The following is a 16,359-nucleotide window of genomic DNA, read 5'->3' on the forward strand; positions in this document are numbered from 1 at the left end:
TCGAACCGAACAGACCGAAAAGAGGCTTTTCCCATGGCAAGCGCCCTGTTCCAGCCCCTCGAACTGCGCAGCGTGACGCTGCCCAACCGCATCGTCATCGCGCCGATGTGCATGTATTCCGCGGTCGATGGCTCGGCCAGCGACTGGCACACCATCCATTTCGGCAGCATGACCCAGTCGGGCGCCGGCCTGTTCATCATCGAGGCGACCGGCGTCGAGGCGCGCGGCCGCATCTCGCCCGGCTGCGTCGGCCTCTATTCCGATGCGAACGAGGCGGCCCTGAAGCGTTCGGTCGACATTGCCCGGAAATATTCCGCCATGCCCATCGGCGTTCAGCTGGGCCATGCCGGCCGCAAGGCCTCCACCTATCCGCCGCAGGTGGGCGGTGCGCCGCTGAAGCCGGAAGATGGCGCCTGGGAGACCGTCGCGCCGTCGGCGGTGCCGTTCGGCGAGGGCTGGCACACGCCGGTTGCCATGGACCGGGCGCTGATGGACGCGGTCATCGCCGCCGCGGTCGCCTCGACCGAGCGGGCGGCGCGCATCGGCCTGGACGTGGTCGAGCTGCACGGCGCCCACGGCTATCTGGTGAGCGAGTTCCTCTCGCCCATCGCCAACAAGCGCAACGACGCCTATGGCGGCGACATTGCCAACCGCATCAAATTCCCGATGGAGCTGTTCCAGGCCATGCGCGCCGCCTGGCCGGACGACAAGCCGCTGGGCGTGCGCCTGAACGGCACCGATTGGGACGACGAGGGCCTGCACGTCGAGGACGCCATGGTCTTTGCCAAGGCGCTGGCGGCGGAAGGCTGCGATTTCCTGGATGTCTCCGGCGGCGGCAACAGCCTGGTGCGCCCGCCGCTCTCGCCCGGCTATCAGGCCGGCTATGCGGCGCAGATCAAGGCCGCCAGCGGCCTGCCGACCATGGCCGTCGGCATGATCCGCGACCCGCGGCTGGCGGAACGCCTGGTGGCCTCCGGCGAGGTGGACATGATCGCCATGGCCCGCGGCATTCTCTATGAGCCGCGCTGGCCCTGGCGGGCGGCGTTCGAACTGGGCGCCGGCACCGCCTATGCGCCGCAATACGGCCGCGCCGACCCGACCAAATGGATCCAGGCCTTCCCGGAGGCGGAGGCCAAAGCGGCCGAATAGGGCGCCGTCGCACGATTGTCTCTTCTCAGCAACGGGAGGACGGCGGTAACGTTGCCGCCTTCCCGTTGCACAGGAGTCCGCAGCAATGACCGTTACCCTCTACGGTGCCGCCGTCACCCGCGCCGCCCGGAACTATTGGGCCGTCGAAGAACTGGGCATCGACTACGTCAAGAAAGACGTGAACATGGCCAAAGGCGAGCACAAGGCGCCCGCCTATCTGGCGGTCAACCCGAACGGCAAGCTGCCGGCGATGGTCGACGGCGACCTGACCCTGTTCGAGTCGATGGCGATCAACACCTATCTTGCCGATGCCTATGGCCAGGGCAGCCTGCAGCCGGACAGCGCCGCCGACCGGGCGCGCGCCGACCAGTGGGCGCACTGGGTCATGGGCGAGTGCGAAAAGCCGCTGATCGGCGCCCTGTTCCACACGCTCGGCATCATGGGCTACGCCAAGGATCCGGCGAAGGTGGCGGAGCAGCGCGCGGCGCTGGAAGGGCCGCTCGGCGTGCTCGACCGCGCCCTGGCCGGCCGGGACTGGCTGGTCGGCGACCGGTTCACCGTGGCCGACCTTAACGTCGCCAGCGTCCTGCATTGGGGACAGATGGCCAGGCTGGACTGGGCACCGCATCAGAATGTGGCCGCCTGGCTCGACCGCTGTTTTGGCCGGCCGGCGTTCAAGAAGGTCGGGCAACTGGCCAAGGCCGACATGGCAAAGATGAACGGATGAGCCGAACCGCCGACATCGTCATCATCGGCGGCGGCATGGCCGGCGCCTCGGCCGGGTATTTCCTGGCCGGCCGAGGTCGGAGGGTCGTGCTGCTGGAGCGCGAGGAGCGGTGTGGCTATCACACCACCGGCCGCTCCGCCGCGCTCTACAGCCAGGCCTACGGCAACCCGGCCATCTGCGCGCTCACAATCGCCGGCGAGGCGTTCTACGACAACCCGCCGGCAGGCTTTGCCGACCACCCGCTGCTCTCGCCCCGCGGCGCCCTGTTCGTCGGCCGGGCCGACCAGAGCGCGGCGGTGGAAGCCGCGGTGAAGGAAGGCCAGGCGCTGGTGCCGTCGGTGCGCCTGCTGGACGCGGCCGAGGCGCGGGCGATCTCCCCTGCCCTGCGCCCGGACTATGTCGCCTGCGCCGGCTGGGAGCCGAACGCACGCGACATCGACGTGGACGCGCTACACCAGGGCTTCCTGCGCGGTCTGCGCGCGCAGGGGGGCGAGGTGGTGGTCAATGCCGAGGTGCAGGCGCTGGAGCGCTCGGGCGGTCAGTGGCGCGTGCGCACCGGTGCGGGCGAGTTCTCGGCGCCGATCGTTGTGAACGCCGCCGGCGCCTGGGCCGATACCATCGGGCGAATGGCGGGTTGCCGGCCGGTCGGCTGCGTGCCGAAGCGGCGCACGGCGTTTCTGTTCGAACCGCCGGCCTCCATGGACAGCAGAAACTGGCCGCTGACCGTCGACGTGGACGAGCAGTGGTATTTCAAGCCCGACGCCGGCCTGTTGCTGGGCTCCCCCGCCGACGAGACGCCGGTGGAGCCGCACGACGCCTATCCGGAGGAGATGGACATCGCGCTGGGCGCCGACCGCATCCAGGCCGCGAGCACGCTGGAAATCCGGGCGATCAAGCACAGTTGGGCCGGCCTGCGCAGCTTCGTCGCCGACAAGACGCCGGTCGCGGGCTATGCCCCCGCCCAAGAGGGCTTTTTCTGGCTTTGCGGCCAGGGCGGCTACGGCATCCAGACCGCGCCGGGGCTCGGCGCCGCGGCGGCGGCCCTGGTCGAGGGCGAGGACCTGCCCGAAGCGGTGCGCGGCCTCGGCCTGACCGCCGCCGCGCTGGCACCGGAGCGGCTGTTCGCCAAGGGGTGAGCGCGGGCGCGCACGCCAAGCGAAAGCGCCCCCATTCGACCTTTCCCGGAACTGGCGAAGCCGGTATCCGGGACCTCCGGCCGGGCCACGCTCCAGCGGTTGCGCCCCTCCCCGGCGGGAGATCCCGGCCCTGCGGCCGGGAAAGCGATGAAGAGGGGGTAGCGCAAACGCAGACGCAACCTTGCGAACCGCAGCTCAAAACCAGCATGACCCCGCCCCATTCGAGCTCTCCCGGAACCGGCGGAGCCGGTATCCGGGACCTCCGGCCGGGGCACGCTCCAGCGGTTGCGCCCCTCCCCGGCGAGAGATCCCGGCCCTGCGGCCGGGAAAGCGAAGAAAAGGGGAAAGCGACGACGGCAGATGGCCGAGACGGAGAACGGCAGCCTTGACTCGCGTGCGGTGTTTCCATCCGGCGGCCGATGCCACTACGCTTGCCGGCAACCGATCCTCCTATCTGGAAACGCCCTCATGTCCCCAACGCCCCCGACCGCGCGCGACCGCGCCGCCGGCATCGCCGCCGCCAAGGCCACCACCCTCGACAAGCAGCGCCCGGAGGCGATGGCGAAACGCACGCGCGACGGCAAGCTCTCCGCCCGGCAGCGGATCGACGGCCTGCTGGACGCCGGCAGCTTTCTGGAGACCGGCGGCCTCGCCGCGCCGCATCACGACAACCCCTGGAACCAGGGGCTGACGGCACCGGCGGACGGCATTGTCACTGGCGCGGGCCGGGTCGGCGGGCGGCCGGTCGTGGTTGTCGCCCACGATTTCACGGTGCATGGCGGCTCGGTCGGCGTGGCCGGCAGTGCCAAGAACAACCGCGCCATCGAGCGCGCGACCGAGGCCGGCCTGCCGCTGGTCATGCTGGTCGAAGGCGGCGGCCATCGCATCCAGGACGGTCAGAACTCCCGCCATTTCGCGGCCGGCAGCCGGGTATTTCACCTGCTGGGCATGAATTCCGGCTGGACGCCGATGGCGGTGGCCGTGATGGGCGCGGGCTTTGCCGGCCCCTCCAACTATGCGAGCCTTGCCGATTTCGTCGTCATGGTGCGCGGCGGCTCGCAGATGGGCATGGCCGGGCCGGCCCTGGTCAAGGCCGGCATCGGCGAGACCATCGACAAGGAGGCGCTGGGCGGCGCCAAGCTCCAGGCCGACAAGTACGGCATTGCCGACCTGGCGGTGGAAACGGAAGCCGAAGTGCTGGACGCGGTGCGCCGCTTCCTCTCCTACCTGCCGTCGAACTCCGCCGAGCCGCCGCCGCTGGCCGAAGCGGTCGAACCGCCGAACGCGCCGGACGCGCTCTACGACCTGGTACCGGCGGACCAGCGCCAGACCTATGACGTGCGCAAGGTCATCGACGGCCTGGTCGACGGCGGCAGCCGTTTCGAACTGAAGCCGACCTATGCGCGCAACATCGTCACTGGCTTCGCGCGGCTGGCAGGCCGGCCGGTGGCGATCGTGGCGAACAATCCGCGCCATCTGGGCGGCATGCTCGATGCCAAGGCCTGCGAGAAGGCGGCGCGCTTCGTGGCGCTGGCCGATGCCTATGGCCTGCCGCTCATCACCCTGATCGACATTCCGGGCTTCGCCATCGGCTCGGCGGCGGAAGCGACGGGAATGGCCCGGCGCAGCGGCCGGCTGCTGTTCGAGATGGCGCATGTGACGGTGCCGCGCCTGTCGCTGTCGCTGCGCAAGGGCTATGGCGCCGGCTATATCGCCATGGGCGGCGGCCGCAGCTTCGACGCCGACTACGCCTTCGCCTGGCCGACGGCGGAAATCTGCGCCATGTCGGTGGAAGGCGCGGTGGATGTCGCCTTCCGCCGCGACTACGAGACCGCGCCGGACCCGATGGCGCGGCGGCAGGAACTGATCGACGAGACCCGCGCCCGCATCGGCGCCCGCCACGCCGCCGAGGGGTTCGGCATCGACGACATCATCGACCCGGCGGAAACGCGGGAGGTGTTCATCCGCGCGCTGGCCTCCCTGCCGGCCCGGCGGCCGTTCAAGGGGCCGCCGAAACGCCGGTCGATCTCGCCGATCTGAGGAGGTGCGGGTTTTCGTCCAATCGCCATTGCGAGCCGCAGGCGAAGCAATCCAGCCAGGCGGCAGAGCGAAAGGCGGCGTTGCCTGGATTGCTTCGTTGCCCTACGGGCGCCTCGCAATGACGCCGTCGTGGAAGGCAGCGCCTCGCAAGGATGCCGGTCGGCGGGGCAGTCGAAGGCCCCTCAGAGCTTCGGCACGATGGCGTCGGCGAAGCGGTCCATCTGCTCCATCTGTGCGGCGGCGCTGTCGCCGCGATAGCGGACGATGATCTTCTGGAAGCCGGCATCCAGGATGGCTTTCAGGTCGTCGACGATCTGGGCCTCGGAGCCGCTGCCCATGTCGCGCGTGCCGAATGGGCCGACCTTCGGCTCGCCGGGGGCGATGAAGATTTTGTAGACCCGTTGCAGATCGTCGAAACGCCGCCCCTGCTCCGCGCAGATGCGCTGCAACGCCGCCAGCCGCTCCGGCATTTCGTTGCGGCCGAGGGCGACGGCGAGCCAGCCGTCATTGCGGGCGACCCGGCGCAGCGCCGGGTTGGAGACGCCGCCGATCAGCACCGGCGGATGCGGTCGCTGCACCGAGCCCGGCACCGAATGCACCGGCGGGAAGCGGTAGGTCTCGCCCTCATAGGCAACGGCGCCGCCGGCACTCATGGCCTTGAAGATTTCCAGATACTCGTCCGTCGCCTTGCCGCGCAGTGCGAAGTCGGCGGTATCCAGCACCTCGAACTCCTCGCGCAGCCAGCCGACGCCGGCGCCCAGGATCACCCGGCCGCCGGAGAACTGGTCGATGGTGATGAGCATGCGCGCCAGCAGCACCGGGTTGCGATACGGAATGATGAGGACCGCCGTGCCGATCTTCACGCGGCTGGTCGCGCCCGCCAGCACGCCCATGGCCGCGATCGGCTCCAGCAACGGGTCGGCGGTGGGGGCGGGAAAGCGGCCGTCGGCGCTGAACGGGTATTGCGAGGCGAACGCCGTCGGGAACACCACATGGTCGGCGAGCCAGATCGACTCGAATCCGGCGCTCTCGGCGAATTGCGCGAGCGTGGTGATGGTCTCCGGCTGGGCGAGCGGCCCGTAAATGCCGACATCGAGGCCGAACTGCTCCAGGCTGGCCATGGGCGGTTTCCTTCCGTTGGTTGGTGGGCGACGCCGGTCAGCGCCCCTTCTCTAGCCCGCTTCATCCCGAGTGGCGCCGCAGGCGCGTATCGAGGGACACGCAGGCGCCCGCCCCTCGATACGGCGCGTTGCGCCCACTCGGGGTGAAACGAGAGGCGGGCGACCGAAGGGCCCGCGTCGGCCTTACACCGTGTAGTCGATGATCCTGACATCGCCGGCGGCCAAGTCCAGCACCGCGCACGACAATTGGCGGCCGTTGCGGGTGTCGCGGGCGTCGCCGGCGGAGCCGGGGTTGACCACCAGCACGTCGCCGAAACGCTCCGCCACCTGCTGGTGGGTGTGGCCGTAGAGGACGATGTCAGCACCGGCCTCGCCGAAGCGCCGCAGGTCGCGGGAGCCGGGCAGGACATAGTCGCCATAGGGCTCCCACGGCGTCGAATGTACCATGAGGATGCGCTGGCCGCAGCGCTCCAACTCCATCCGGTAGGGCTGCGCTTCCAGCCAGGCCACCAGATCCTGGTCGACCCAGGCCGCGGCCCGCGCCCGCTCGCCCTGGGGGCCGAGAAACCCCCATTCGTGGTTGCCGAGAATGGTCGGAATCTCGTGCTCGCGCAGCCAGCCGATCACCTCGTTGGAAAAGCGATAGTCGTAGATGCTGTCGCCGAGGCACAACAACTCGTCCACCGCGCCCATCAGGTCGACGGCCTTTTGCAGCCCCGCCATATTGCCGTGGATGTCGGAGACAATGCCGATTTTCACCCGGCCTTCTCCGGGGTGTCGGCCTCCGGGGTGCCGGCCTCCGGGGTGCCGGTCTCGCGGCCGGCGATGTCGCGGCGGCAGAACCCGTCCGGCCAGTCGATCCGGTCGATGGCGCTGTAGGCGCGGGCGGCCGCCTCTGGGATCGAGGGCCCGAGGCCGGTCACGCCCAGCACCCGGCCGCCGGTCGCCAGCACCCGGCCCTCGTCCATGGCCGTGCCGGCGTGGAAGACGATCACGTCCCACACCTCCGACAGAATGCCGAGGCCGCGGATTTCCGTGCCCTTCCGATAGGCGCCGGGATAGCCGTTCGCGGCCATGACCACGCACACCGCGGCCTCGTCGTACCAGCGCAGGTCGAACTGGTCGAGCACACCGTCGCGGGCGGCGAACATGGCCGGGATCAGGTCCGATTGCAGGCGCGGCAGCAGCACCTGCGCCTCCGGATCGCCCAGGCGGCAGTTGAACTCGATCACCTTCGGCCCGTCGGCGGTCAGCATCAGGCCGGCATAGAGCACACCCTTATACGGGGCGCCTTCCTTGGCCATCCCCTCCACCACCGGGTTGATGATCTCGCGCATGACGCGCTCGCTCATGGCCTCGTCGACCATGGGGGCGGGAGAATAGGCGCCCATGCCGCCGGTGTTCGGCCCGGTGTCGCCGTCGCCGACCCGCTTGTGGTCGCGGGCGGTGCCGAAGGGCACGGCGGTCGTGCCGTCCACCAGGGCAAAGAAGCTGGCCTCCTCGCCTTCCATGAACTCCTCGACCACCACTTCCTGGCCGGCGGTGCCGAACTCGCCCTTGATCATGGCGAGGTCGATGGCGGCCACCGCCTCGGCCCGGGTTTCCGGCAGCAGCACGCCCTTGCCGGCGGCCAGCCCGTCGGCCTTGACGACGACACGGCCCGGCTGCTGCGCCACATAGGCCTTGGCCATGACGGGATCGCGGAAGCGGCGGTATTTGGCGGTCGGCACGCCGTATTTGGCGCAAAGGTCTTTCATGAAGCCCTTGGAGCCCTCGATCTGCGCCGCGGCGGCGCTGGGGCCGAACGCCTTGACGCCGGCGGCCTCCAGCCGGTCCACCAGGCCGGCGCAGAGCGGCGCTTCCGGGCCGACCACGACCAGATCGACGGCGTTGGCCTTGGCAAAGGCGAGAATGCCGTCCAGGTCGTCGGCGGCCAGGTCCGGCAGGCAGCTAGCCTCGCGGGCGATGCCGGCATTGCCGGGGGCGCACCAGAGCCCATCGCAGAGGGGAGAGGCCGCGATGGCCCAGCAAAGCGCGTGCTCGCGGCCGCCGCTGCCGATCACTAGAAACTTCACGCCGGAATTCTCCGCTTGGCATCTGTCACAATCGAGGCGGGTCTTGTAGCATCCGCCGCGATGACGACCAACCATACACCACCGCCCGCTGAACCGGGCCTCGACTTTTCGGCACCCTCCCGGCCGCCGGAGCCCCCTGCTGCGCCCTCGAACCAGCCGGAATTCTCGGTTGGGGAGCTGGCGCGGGCCATTCGCGGCCTGCTGGAGGGCGAGTTCGGCCGTGTGCGCGTGCGCGGCGAGATCACCGGCTTCAAACGCGCCGGCTCCGGCCATCTGTATTTCCGGCTGAAAGACGAAGACGCCGTGCTGGACGCGGTCTGCTGGCGCGGTGCGGCCGGCCGGCTGGGCGTGGCGCCGCAAGACGGGCTGGAGGTGATCGCCACCGGCAAGATCACCGGCTATCCCGGCCGCTCCACCTACCAGATCGTGGTGGAGCAGATGGAGTTGGCGGGCGAAGGCGCGCTGCTGAAACTGCTGGAGGACCGGCGCCGGGCGCTGGCGGCGGAAGGCCTGTTCGCGGCCGAGCGCAAACGGCCCCTGCCCTTCCTGCCCGGCGTGATCGGCGTCGTCACCTCGCCCACCGGCGCGGTGATTCGCGACATCCTGCACCGGCTGCGCGACCGCTTCCCGCGCCGGGTGCTGCTCTGGCCGGTGGCGGTGCAGGGCGAGGCGGCGGCGGCGCAGGTGGCGGCGGCGATCCGCGGCTTCAACGCGCTCGCGCCCGGCGACGCGGCGCTGCCACGGCCGGACGTGCTGATCGTGGCGCGCGGCGGCGGCTCGCTGGAGGACCTCTGGGCCTTCAACGAGGAAATCGTCGTGCGCGCGGCCGCGGATTCGGCGATCCCGCTGATTTCCGCCGTCGGGCACGAGACCGACACGACGCTGATCGACCACGCCGCCGACCGGCGCGCCCCCACCCCCACCGCCGCCGCCGAGCACGCGGTGCCGGTGCTGAGCGACCTGCTGTTGCGGATCGGCGACCTCGACCGCCGCCTGACCGGCAGCGCGCTGCGGGGGCTGGAGGAGCGCGGCCTGCGGCTGCAAGGCGCGGCCCGCGGCCTGCCGGCGCCGGGCGATCTGGTGGAACAGGCGGCGCAACGGGTCGACGACCAGGCGGAGCGCCTGGCGCTGGCGTTGCGCGGACAGTTGGTCGGGGCGGCGCAGACGCTCCGCGCCACGGCGGCCCGGCTGCGGCATCCGCGGGAAATCCTGGCGCTGCACGCCCAGTCGCTGACAGCGCAGGGCCGGGCGCTGGACCGGGCGGCGGAACAGGCGGTGCGCGGCGCGGACCATGCCCTGGCGCGCGTCGACGCCGCCCGGCGGCTGCCGCGGGCGACCGCCCGCGCGCTGGACGATGCGGAGCGGCGGCTGGTCCATGCGGGCGCGCTGCTGGAGTCCTATTCCTACGAGCGGGTGCTGGACCGGGGCTTCGTGCTGGTGCGCGGACCGGAGGGTCCGATCACCGACGCCGCCGACGCGACGCCCGGCCTCGCCGTGACGCTGCAATTCCGCGAGAACCAGACACGCGCGGCGGTGATCCAGGGCGACGCGCCCACCGCCGAGCCGGAGCCGAAACCGGCCAAACGCAAGTCAAAGCGACCGCCCCAGCCGGGAGACACCCGCCAGGGCAATCTGCTCTGAGACCGAGACCGGGTGGCTGCGCCCCACACCCCTGCCCCACCCATCGCCGCCACCCTCGATACGGCGTTATGCGCCTACTCGGGATGAAAGGTCAGGGGGAAGGCGTCCTGCGGTGAAGCGGGCGGTGGGTGCGGAGCTTGCACGACCGCCGAGGATCAGCGCGGTACGCGCTGCATGAAGTAGCGGCGGAGATTGATGCCCTCGGGAAGCGGCAGGCTTTCCCAACCTTCGCCGTCGATCGGCTGGTCGGAGACGATGACGGCGCCCGGCGCCGTCAGCGTCGCCAGCGTCTCCGCCAGGAACTGCGCCATGGCGGCGATACTGGCGGCACCGCCCTGGCCGAAATCGGCGTGCACCAGCGCCGCCTTCGCGCCGATGCGCGCGGCCGCGGTCGGCAGCGTCTCGCGGAAATCGCCGAGGAACAGGTCATCGTCCGGCGGGATGCAGGAGGGGTGGGCCTGCACCAGCCGCTCGAACACGAAAATGCGCCGGTCGGGCAGGATCTCGCGCAGATGGTCGTAGGTGCGTCCGTTGCCAAGGCCGAGTTCCAGCACCGGGCCGGGAACATCCGCAATCAGCGCCGCGGCCCGGTCGAGACAGGCGCGCTGGGCTTGCATGCGGCGGATAAAGCTGTCGAGCCGGCTCATGCCGCCCGCGCTTCGCGCAGGTCGGCGGTGGTTTTCTCCAGCCGGCGGGCCAGTTCTTTCATGATTTCAATTCCCATTTCCGGCACTTCGGTCACCAGCCGGAAAAAATGCTCCTTGGAAATGCGCAGCGTGGTGAGATCGCTTGCGGCCCGCACGGTCGCGGTGCGCGGGATGTCGATCAGGATCGCGATTTCACCGATAATGTCATTGCAGCCGAGTGTCGCCACCTTCAGCTCGCCACTGGCGGAGGCGACGAACACGTCGGCCTCGCCCGCCAATACGATATAGGCGGAATCCCCCGGGTCCCCCTGCCGGACAATGTCCTCGCCGGCCGGGAACACCATGCGCTCACTGGTGAAGGCCAGCAGTTTCAGCCGGCGCGGCTCGATCCGCTGGAACAGCGGGAGACGGCGCAACGCATCGACTTCCTGGTTCAGCGACATGGGATTCTCCCGACTTCCCGCTATTCCGCGGCCTTGGTGATTGGAGCGGCCCCCGCCGATTCGGCTTCGACCCGGCCGCCCTCGATGGTGAAGATGCGTTGCATGGCCTGTGCCTGGTCCGGCTGATCCAGCACGGCGACCACGCCGCGCGGCGCCTGGGCTTCCAGGATACTGGCAAACACCTTGCCGCGCATCGACTCGTCGAACACGGACAGCGCCTGGTTGACCACCAGCAGGTCCGGTTGCTTGGCCAGCGCGCGGGCAAAGGCGAGTTTCTGCCGCTGCACGGCCGACAGCCGGCCGCCGGCGACGCCGACATGATATTCGAGCCCGACATCCAGGATCGAATCGTGCAGGCCGGACTCGTTCAAGACCTCACCGACCAGAGCCCGCACCTTCGCCGCTCCCTGAGGTTGTCCATAAGCGACCTTTCCGAACAGAATATTGTCCTGAATCGAAGCCGCGCTATTGTACCGTTCCGGATCGAAGAAGGCCACGGCCCCTTTCAGATCTTCCGGCAGGTGTTCGGCGAAGGAGTGGCGGGCTTCCAGAAGGCGTTCTTCCAGCGAGTCGTCGAGCAGGTCCAGACGGTGGCGCGCGGGGATCAGGCGGAACGGCAGCGACATCAGCCGGCTGCGGTCTTCCTCGCCCAACCCGGCAAGGCCCCGGCCACCGCGGTCGATCCGTCCCAGCAGCGCCTGAAATTCCGGCAGGTCCTCTGCGGCGATGAAGCTGAACTGCTCCATCAATTCGTGTCCCGGTTCGATGTCGGCGAACAGTTCCACCATGGTTTCCGCCACCTTGCGGCCGATCCGGACGACATCGTCGGTCAATCCGACCCGGTCCAGCGTCTCTCGCACATAGGGATGTTCGCCCAGATTCTCCAGGTCGAACGTGGTTCCGACCGGGGTGCCGAACAGCAGGTTTTCGGCAAAGGTGGCGTTCCGGTTGTACCGCTCGGGATCGAAGGGTTCGATCAGGGCGCCGGCCCCGCTGGCGGCCACCCGTTCGCGGAAGGCGGCCCGCACCTCGAGCAGGGATTCCACCAGATGCGGATGGGCGTCACCGTCGATGCGGCCGCGCAGGCCGAACTCGTAAATGTCGTCGGCCAGCAGGGCGTCCTTGACCGACTGGCGCAGGCGCCGTTGCAGGTCGTCGGCACTGCCGTCGAGGCCGGCGCCTTCGTAATGGATCCAGTCGCCGCTCAGATTGAAGATGCTGTTGCCGGCCGTCTCCGCCTCGGCGATCCAGGCGCGGCGGCTCTCGTCGACCTCCGCCGGCGGGTGCGTGCGCAGCGCCAGCAGCAGGTTTTCGCGGATGCTGGCGGAAAACAGATAGGGCTGGGCCGAAACATAGCCGATGCGCCGGCCGAGCCGCGCCTCCGGTATCGTTCCCAGGTCGTCGTCGCCATACTGGATGCGGCCCGATGTCGGCGCGATCAGACGCACCAGCAGCGGCGCGATCTCCTCCTTGCCGCCGCCGCTGGGGCCGACAAAGGCGACCCGCTGGTCCAGGCCGAAGGCCAGATTGACATTGTGCAGGTAGACCGTGCCGTCGTCGTCGGCGAGCCCGACATGGCGCAGGGCGATCTGCGCCTCGCCCGGAAACGGCGACGGCGGAATGTCGTCCGTGGCATGCAGATCCGGCTCCATCATGCCCGGTGGGTCGAACTGCTGGATGACGGTATCGTATTTGATCCGGGCGTCGGCCAGCTGCTGGTAATAGGCCAGCAATTCCTTCCAGGGCGCGTTCATGTCCTTGTGGGCACTGATGACGGCGATCAGCGCACCGACGCTCAGATTGCCCGTGATCGCCAGATACCCGCCCAGCGAATAGAATAGGAACGGCGTGAATTGCGCCAAGAAATTGTTGAAAAATTTAATAAAAAATTTTCTCCGGAAAATTTCGTACCGGATTTCATAGATAATTCCCAGGCGATGGGAAAATCGCGACAACTGATACTGGCTGCTGTCATTGGTGTGAATTTCGGATATGCCGCTGATGCTTTCCCCCAACTGGTCCGAGAGGATGCGGATGTTCTGCACCCGCTGCTTGGCCAGCTGGTTGACCTTTTTCTGGAGCCTGGGCACCAGCACGCCCTGGATGGGGAACAGCGCCACCGCCGCCAGACCGAGCCAAGGGTCCTGCATCAGGATGAACACCAGCAGGGTCACCAGGATGCCGCCCTGGTAGAGCGGCAGCGCCAGCGCATCGCCGAAAAAGCCGCCCAGCGGCTCCACCTCCTGCGTCACCATGGGGATCAACTCGCCCTGGCTGACCCGGCGGAAGTGCGGCAGGGGAAAGCGCAGAATGCGCTCGTACAGGATATAGCGCAGCCGGCGCAGCATGCGCTCGCCCAACCGCCCTTTCATCACATTGAGAACGTATTTGAAGCCGCCATTGATGAGGACAAGCAGGAGAAACAGGCCGCACAAAACGAACAGATACGGCAAGTGCTCGAACTCGTAGCCATAGAATTCCTTTGGAAAATCGGCGGGCCGCCCCTGAATGGCCCCGTTGACGATGCGCTTCGGCAACTCCGCCTGAAAGTAAATGAACGGAAATGCGGCAAATGTCAGCACGATCAAAATGATCTGCTGGCGCTTACTGTAGGCAAAGATATAGCCGAACAGGGTTTGCTTCATCGGTAACTCTTGGCACAAAGGCGCGGCCGGGAGCCAATCTCGAACTTACCCGAAATCCCCGCGACTAACAATCACTTGGCCGAACTCCGCCTTTAGCCCATGTTTAAGATGTGATGCGTGCGTGGTAGCGTGCCGCTCGGTACGGAGTGAAGGGCTCGGAAGATTGCCCCCAAAGGGTCCGGCCGAAAGTTGCAAATGGGAGCGGTCAATGCGAGAAGCGCTGACTGGTGTGTCGGGAAGCAGGCGGATCCTGATCTACAGCCATGACAGTTTCGGCCTCGGCCATCTGCGCCGTTGCCGCGAGATCGCCAATGCACTGGTGGAGACCTACGATCATCTGTCGGTGCTGATCCTTTCGGGCTCGCCGATCATCGGCAGTTTCGACTTCCGTCCGCGGGTCGATTTCGTGCGCATTCCGGGCATGATCAAGCTGTCGAACGGCGAGTACACCTCGCACGCGCTCGACATCGCCCCGGAAAAGACGCTGGAATTGCGGGCGGCGGTGATCGGCGAGACCGCGCGGATTTTCGATCCCGACGTGTTCCTGGTCGACAAGGAACCGCTGGGCCTGCGCGGCGAGGTGCGCGCCACCCTGGAAATGCTGCGCGAACACGGCACCCGCATCGTGCTGGGCCTGCGCGACGTGATGGACGATCCGGACGCGCTGGAGCCGGAATGGAAGCGCAAAAAGGCCCATTCCGCGCTGCGCGATCTCTATGACGACATCTGGGTTTATGGCCTGCCGCAAATCTGCGACCCGCTGGAAGGGGTCGACCTGCCGGATTCCGTGCGGCGCAAAATGGTCTATACCGGCTATCTGCGCCGGCGGGTGAGCCCGCGGCCCGATGCGGCGGTGAACCTGGTCGGCACCGAGCCCTATATCCTGGTGACGCCCGGCGGCGGCGGCGACGGCGATGCGCTGGTGGACTGGGTGGTCCGCGCTTACGAGCAGGACCCCGACCAGCCCTATCGCGCCCTGGTCGTGTTCGGCCCGTTCATGCAGGGCGAGCAGCAACAGGCCTTCCGCCAGCGCATCGAGGCGCTGGCCAATGTCGAGGCGATCACCTTCTACAACCAGATGGAAACGCTGATCGCCGGCGCCACTGGCGTCATCGCCATGGGCGGCTACAACACGTTCTGCGAGATCCTGTCGTTCGACAAGCCGGCCATCATCGTCCCCCGCACCCGGCCCCGCATGGAACAGTCGATCCGCGCCGCGCGGGCGCAGGAGCTGGGGCTGGTGCGCATGCTCGACCCGGACGACGGCCGCCCGGCGCGCGTCATGGCGACGGCGATCCGGCAATTGCCGCAGCAGGGCCGGCCGTCGGACGTGGTGGTGCCGGGCCTGCTGGACGGACTGGACAACGTCAATCGCCTGGTCGGTCGCGCATTGGACCAGGCGCGCCTGCCGCCGCTGCGCTTTGCCGAGGCGGGCGGTGACTGACCGCAACGGTTCCGCGCCCGGGCGGACGGCGGTTGCGGTCGTTCTGAAAGGCTATCCACGGCTCTCCGAGACCTTCATCGCCCAGGAAATCCTGGCGTTGCAGCAGCGCGGGCTCTACCAGCACATCGTCTCGCTGCGCCATCCGACCGACCGGAAGCGTCACCCGATGCACGACGCGATCCGGGCGCCGGTGCTCTATCTGCCGGAATACCTGTATCAGGAGCCGCTCCGGGTGCTGCGGGCCTGGTGGCGGGTGCGGCGGCGGCCGGCCTATCGGGCGGTGCGGCGGCAATGGCTCCGCGACTGGCGGCGCGACCGCACGCCGAACCGCGGCCGACGGTTCGGCCAGGCGCTGGTGCTGGCTGCTGAACTTCCGGCGGACATCGGCCATCTGCACGCGCATTTCCTGCACACCCCGGCCTCGGTGACGCGCTATGCGGCGGCGCTCAGCGGCCTCTCGTGGAGCGTCTCCGCCCATGCCAAGGACATCTGGACCTCGCCCGAATGGGAAAAGCGCGAGAAGCTGGCGGATTGCGCCTGGGCGGTGACCTGCACCGCCTTCGGCGCCGCGCACCTCCAGGCGCTGGCACCCGCGCCGGAACGGGTAGAGTTGCTGTATCACGGCCTGGACCTCGGCCGATTTCCGCCGCCGCTGGCCGAGCGCGGGGCACGTGACGGCAGCGATCCCGGCGCGCCGGCGCGGCTGCTCTCGGTCGGCCGGGCCGTGCCGAAAAAGGGCTATGACGACCTGCTCGACGCCCTCGCCCGCTTGCCGGCGGACCTGGCCTGGCATTTGACCCATATCGGCGGCGGCAAGCTTGCCAGGCCCCTGCAACAGCGGGCCGAGCGCCTGGGCATCGCCCACCGCATCACCTGGCAGGGTTCGCAGGCGCAGGAGGCGGTGGTCGCGGCCTATCGCGAGGCGGACCTGTTCGTGCTCGCCAGCAAGGTGGCGGATGACGGCGACCGCGACGGCCTGCCGAACGTGCTGATGGAGGCGCAGAGCCAGGGCCTGGCCTGCCTGGCAACGACGGCGGCGGGCATCCCGGAACTGATCCGCGACGGCGAGACCGGGCGTTTGGTGCCGCCGGGCGATCCGGCCGCGCTGGCCGACGCCCTGGCGGCACTGATCCGGGCGCCGCAGGAGCGCGCGCGCCTCGGCCTGGCCGGCGCGGCGGCGTTGCGCCAGCGGTTCTCGTGCGAGACCGGCGTGGACCGACTGGCGCGGCGCTTCGGCCTCGCCGCCGGTGCGCCGTCAGCGCGCGCCGCGGAATAAGGGCGTCCTCCCCGC

At 68.9% G+C, this 16,359-nt stretch carries 13 protein-coding genes; 7 read left to right on the top strand and 6 right to left on the bottom strand.

Annotated elements, in window-relative coordinates; translation table 11 throughout:
- Positions 1-33: 33 nt before the first annotated feature.
- From H6844_12090 to H6844_12105, 4 genes are all read left to right on the top strand, one after another.
- The gene (locus tag H6844_12090; GenBank protein MCB9930138.1) at positions 34-1,149 is read left to right on the top strand and encodes an NADH:flavin oxidoreductase/NADH oxidase; all 1,116 of its coding nucleotides are present in this window, start codon (positions 34-36) and stop codon (positions 1,147-1,149) included.
- An 85-nt stretch (positions 1,150-1,234) separates the two neighbouring features.
- Entirely contained in the window at positions 1,235-1,876 is a 642-nt protein-coding gene (locus H6844_12095) for a glutathione S-transferase family protein (protein MCB9930139.1), read from the top strand.
- Entirely contained in the window at positions 1,873-3,012 is a 1,140-nt protein-coding gene (locus H6844_12100; protein MCB9930140.1) for an FAD-binding oxidoreductase, read from the top strand. Before H6844_12095 ends, H6844_12100 begins: the two co-directional genes overlap by 4 nt.
- A gap of 468 nt (positions 3,013-3,480) precedes the next feature.
- A complete protein-coding gene (locus tag H6844_12105; GenBank protein ID MCB9930141.1) occupies positions 3,481-5,052 on the top strand; it encodes an acyl-CoA carboxylase in 1,572 nt (523 codons plus the stop codon).
- A 182-nt stretch (positions 5,053-5,234) separates the two neighbouring features.
- Here H6844_12105 and H6844_12110 read toward each other — a convergent pair whose 3' ends face one another.
- From H6844_12110 to purD, 3 genes are all read right to left on the bottom strand, one after another.
- Positions 5,235-6,173, bottom strand: a complete 939-nt coding sequence (locus H6844_12110; GenBank protein ID MCB9930142.1) for a TIGR03619 family F420-dependent LLM class oxidoreductase — start codon at positions 6,171-6,173, stop codon at positions 5,235-5,237.
- Positions 6,174-6,356: 183 nt separating this feature from the next.
- Entirely contained in the window at positions 6,357-6,932 is a 576-nt protein-coding gene (locus tag H6844_12115; protein ID MCB9930143.1) for a metallophosphoesterase family protein, read from the bottom strand.
- A complete protein-coding gene (gene purD, locus H6844_12120; GenBank protein ID MCB9930144.1) occupies positions 6,929-8,248 on the bottom strand; it encodes a phosphoribosylamine--glycine ligase in 1,320 nt (439 codons plus the stop codon). Before purD ends, H6844_12115 begins: the two co-directional genes overlap by 4 nt.
- A 60-nt stretch (positions 8,249-8,308) precedes the next feature.
- Here purD and H6844_12125 point away from each other — a divergent pair, with 60 nt between their 5' ends.
- A complete protein-coding gene (locus tag H6844_12125) occupies positions 8,309-9,889 on the top strand; it encodes an exodeoxyribonuclease VII large subunit (protein MCB9930145.1) in 1,581 nt (526 codons plus the stop codon).
- Positions 9,890-10,044: 155 nt separating this feature from the next.
- Here H6844_12125 and H6844_12130 read toward each other — a convergent pair whose 3' ends face one another.
- From H6844_12130 to H6844_12140, 3 genes are read right to left on the bottom strand one after another with little or no spacing between them, the layout of a single operon-like run.
- A complete protein-coding gene (locus H6844_12130; protein MCB9930146.1) occupies positions 10,045-10,536 on the bottom strand; it encodes a hypothetical protein in 492 nt (163 codons plus the stop codon).
- Positions 10,533-10,979 carry a cyclic nucleotide-binding domain-containing protein gene (locus H6844_12135; protein MCB9930147.1) on the bottom strand — a complete coding sequence of 149 codons (447 nt, stop codon included), beginning with the start codon at positions 10,977-10,979 and terminating at the stop codon, positions 10,533-10,535. Before H6844_12135 ends, H6844_12130 begins: the two co-directional genes overlap by 4 nt.
- 20 nt (positions 10,980-10,999) lie before the next feature.
- Positions 11,000-13,624 (bottom strand): ABC transporter ATP-binding protein, encoded by a 2,625-nt coding sequence (locus H6844_12140; protein MCB9930148.1) that lies wholly within the window; start codon positions 13,622-13,624, stop codon positions 11,000-11,002.
- Positions 13,625-13,832: 208 nt separating this feature from the next.
- Here H6844_12140 and H6844_12145 point away from each other — a divergent pair, with 208 nt between their 5' ends.
- Together H6844_12145 and H6844_12150 are read left to right on the top strand one after the other, a co-directional pair.
- Positions 13,833-15,068: a hypothetical protein gene (locus tag H6844_12145; protein MCB9930149.1), complete on the top strand. Its 1,236-nt coding sequence runs from the start codon at positions 13,833-13,835 to the stop codon at positions 15,066-15,068.
- Positions 15,061-16,344, top strand: coding sequence for a glycosyltransferase (locus H6844_12150; GenBank protein MCB9930150.1), 1,284 nt, complete (start codon positions 15,061-15,063; stop codon positions 16,342-16,344). Before H6844_12145 ends, H6844_12150 begins: the two co-directional genes overlap by 8 nt.
- Positions 16,345-16,359: the final 15 nt, after the last annotated feature.

The sequence above is a fragment of the Alphaproteobacteria bacterium genome, assembly GCA_020638555.1.
Lineage (GTDB): Bacteria > Pseudomonadota > Alphaproteobacteria > Bin95 > Bin95 > JACKII01.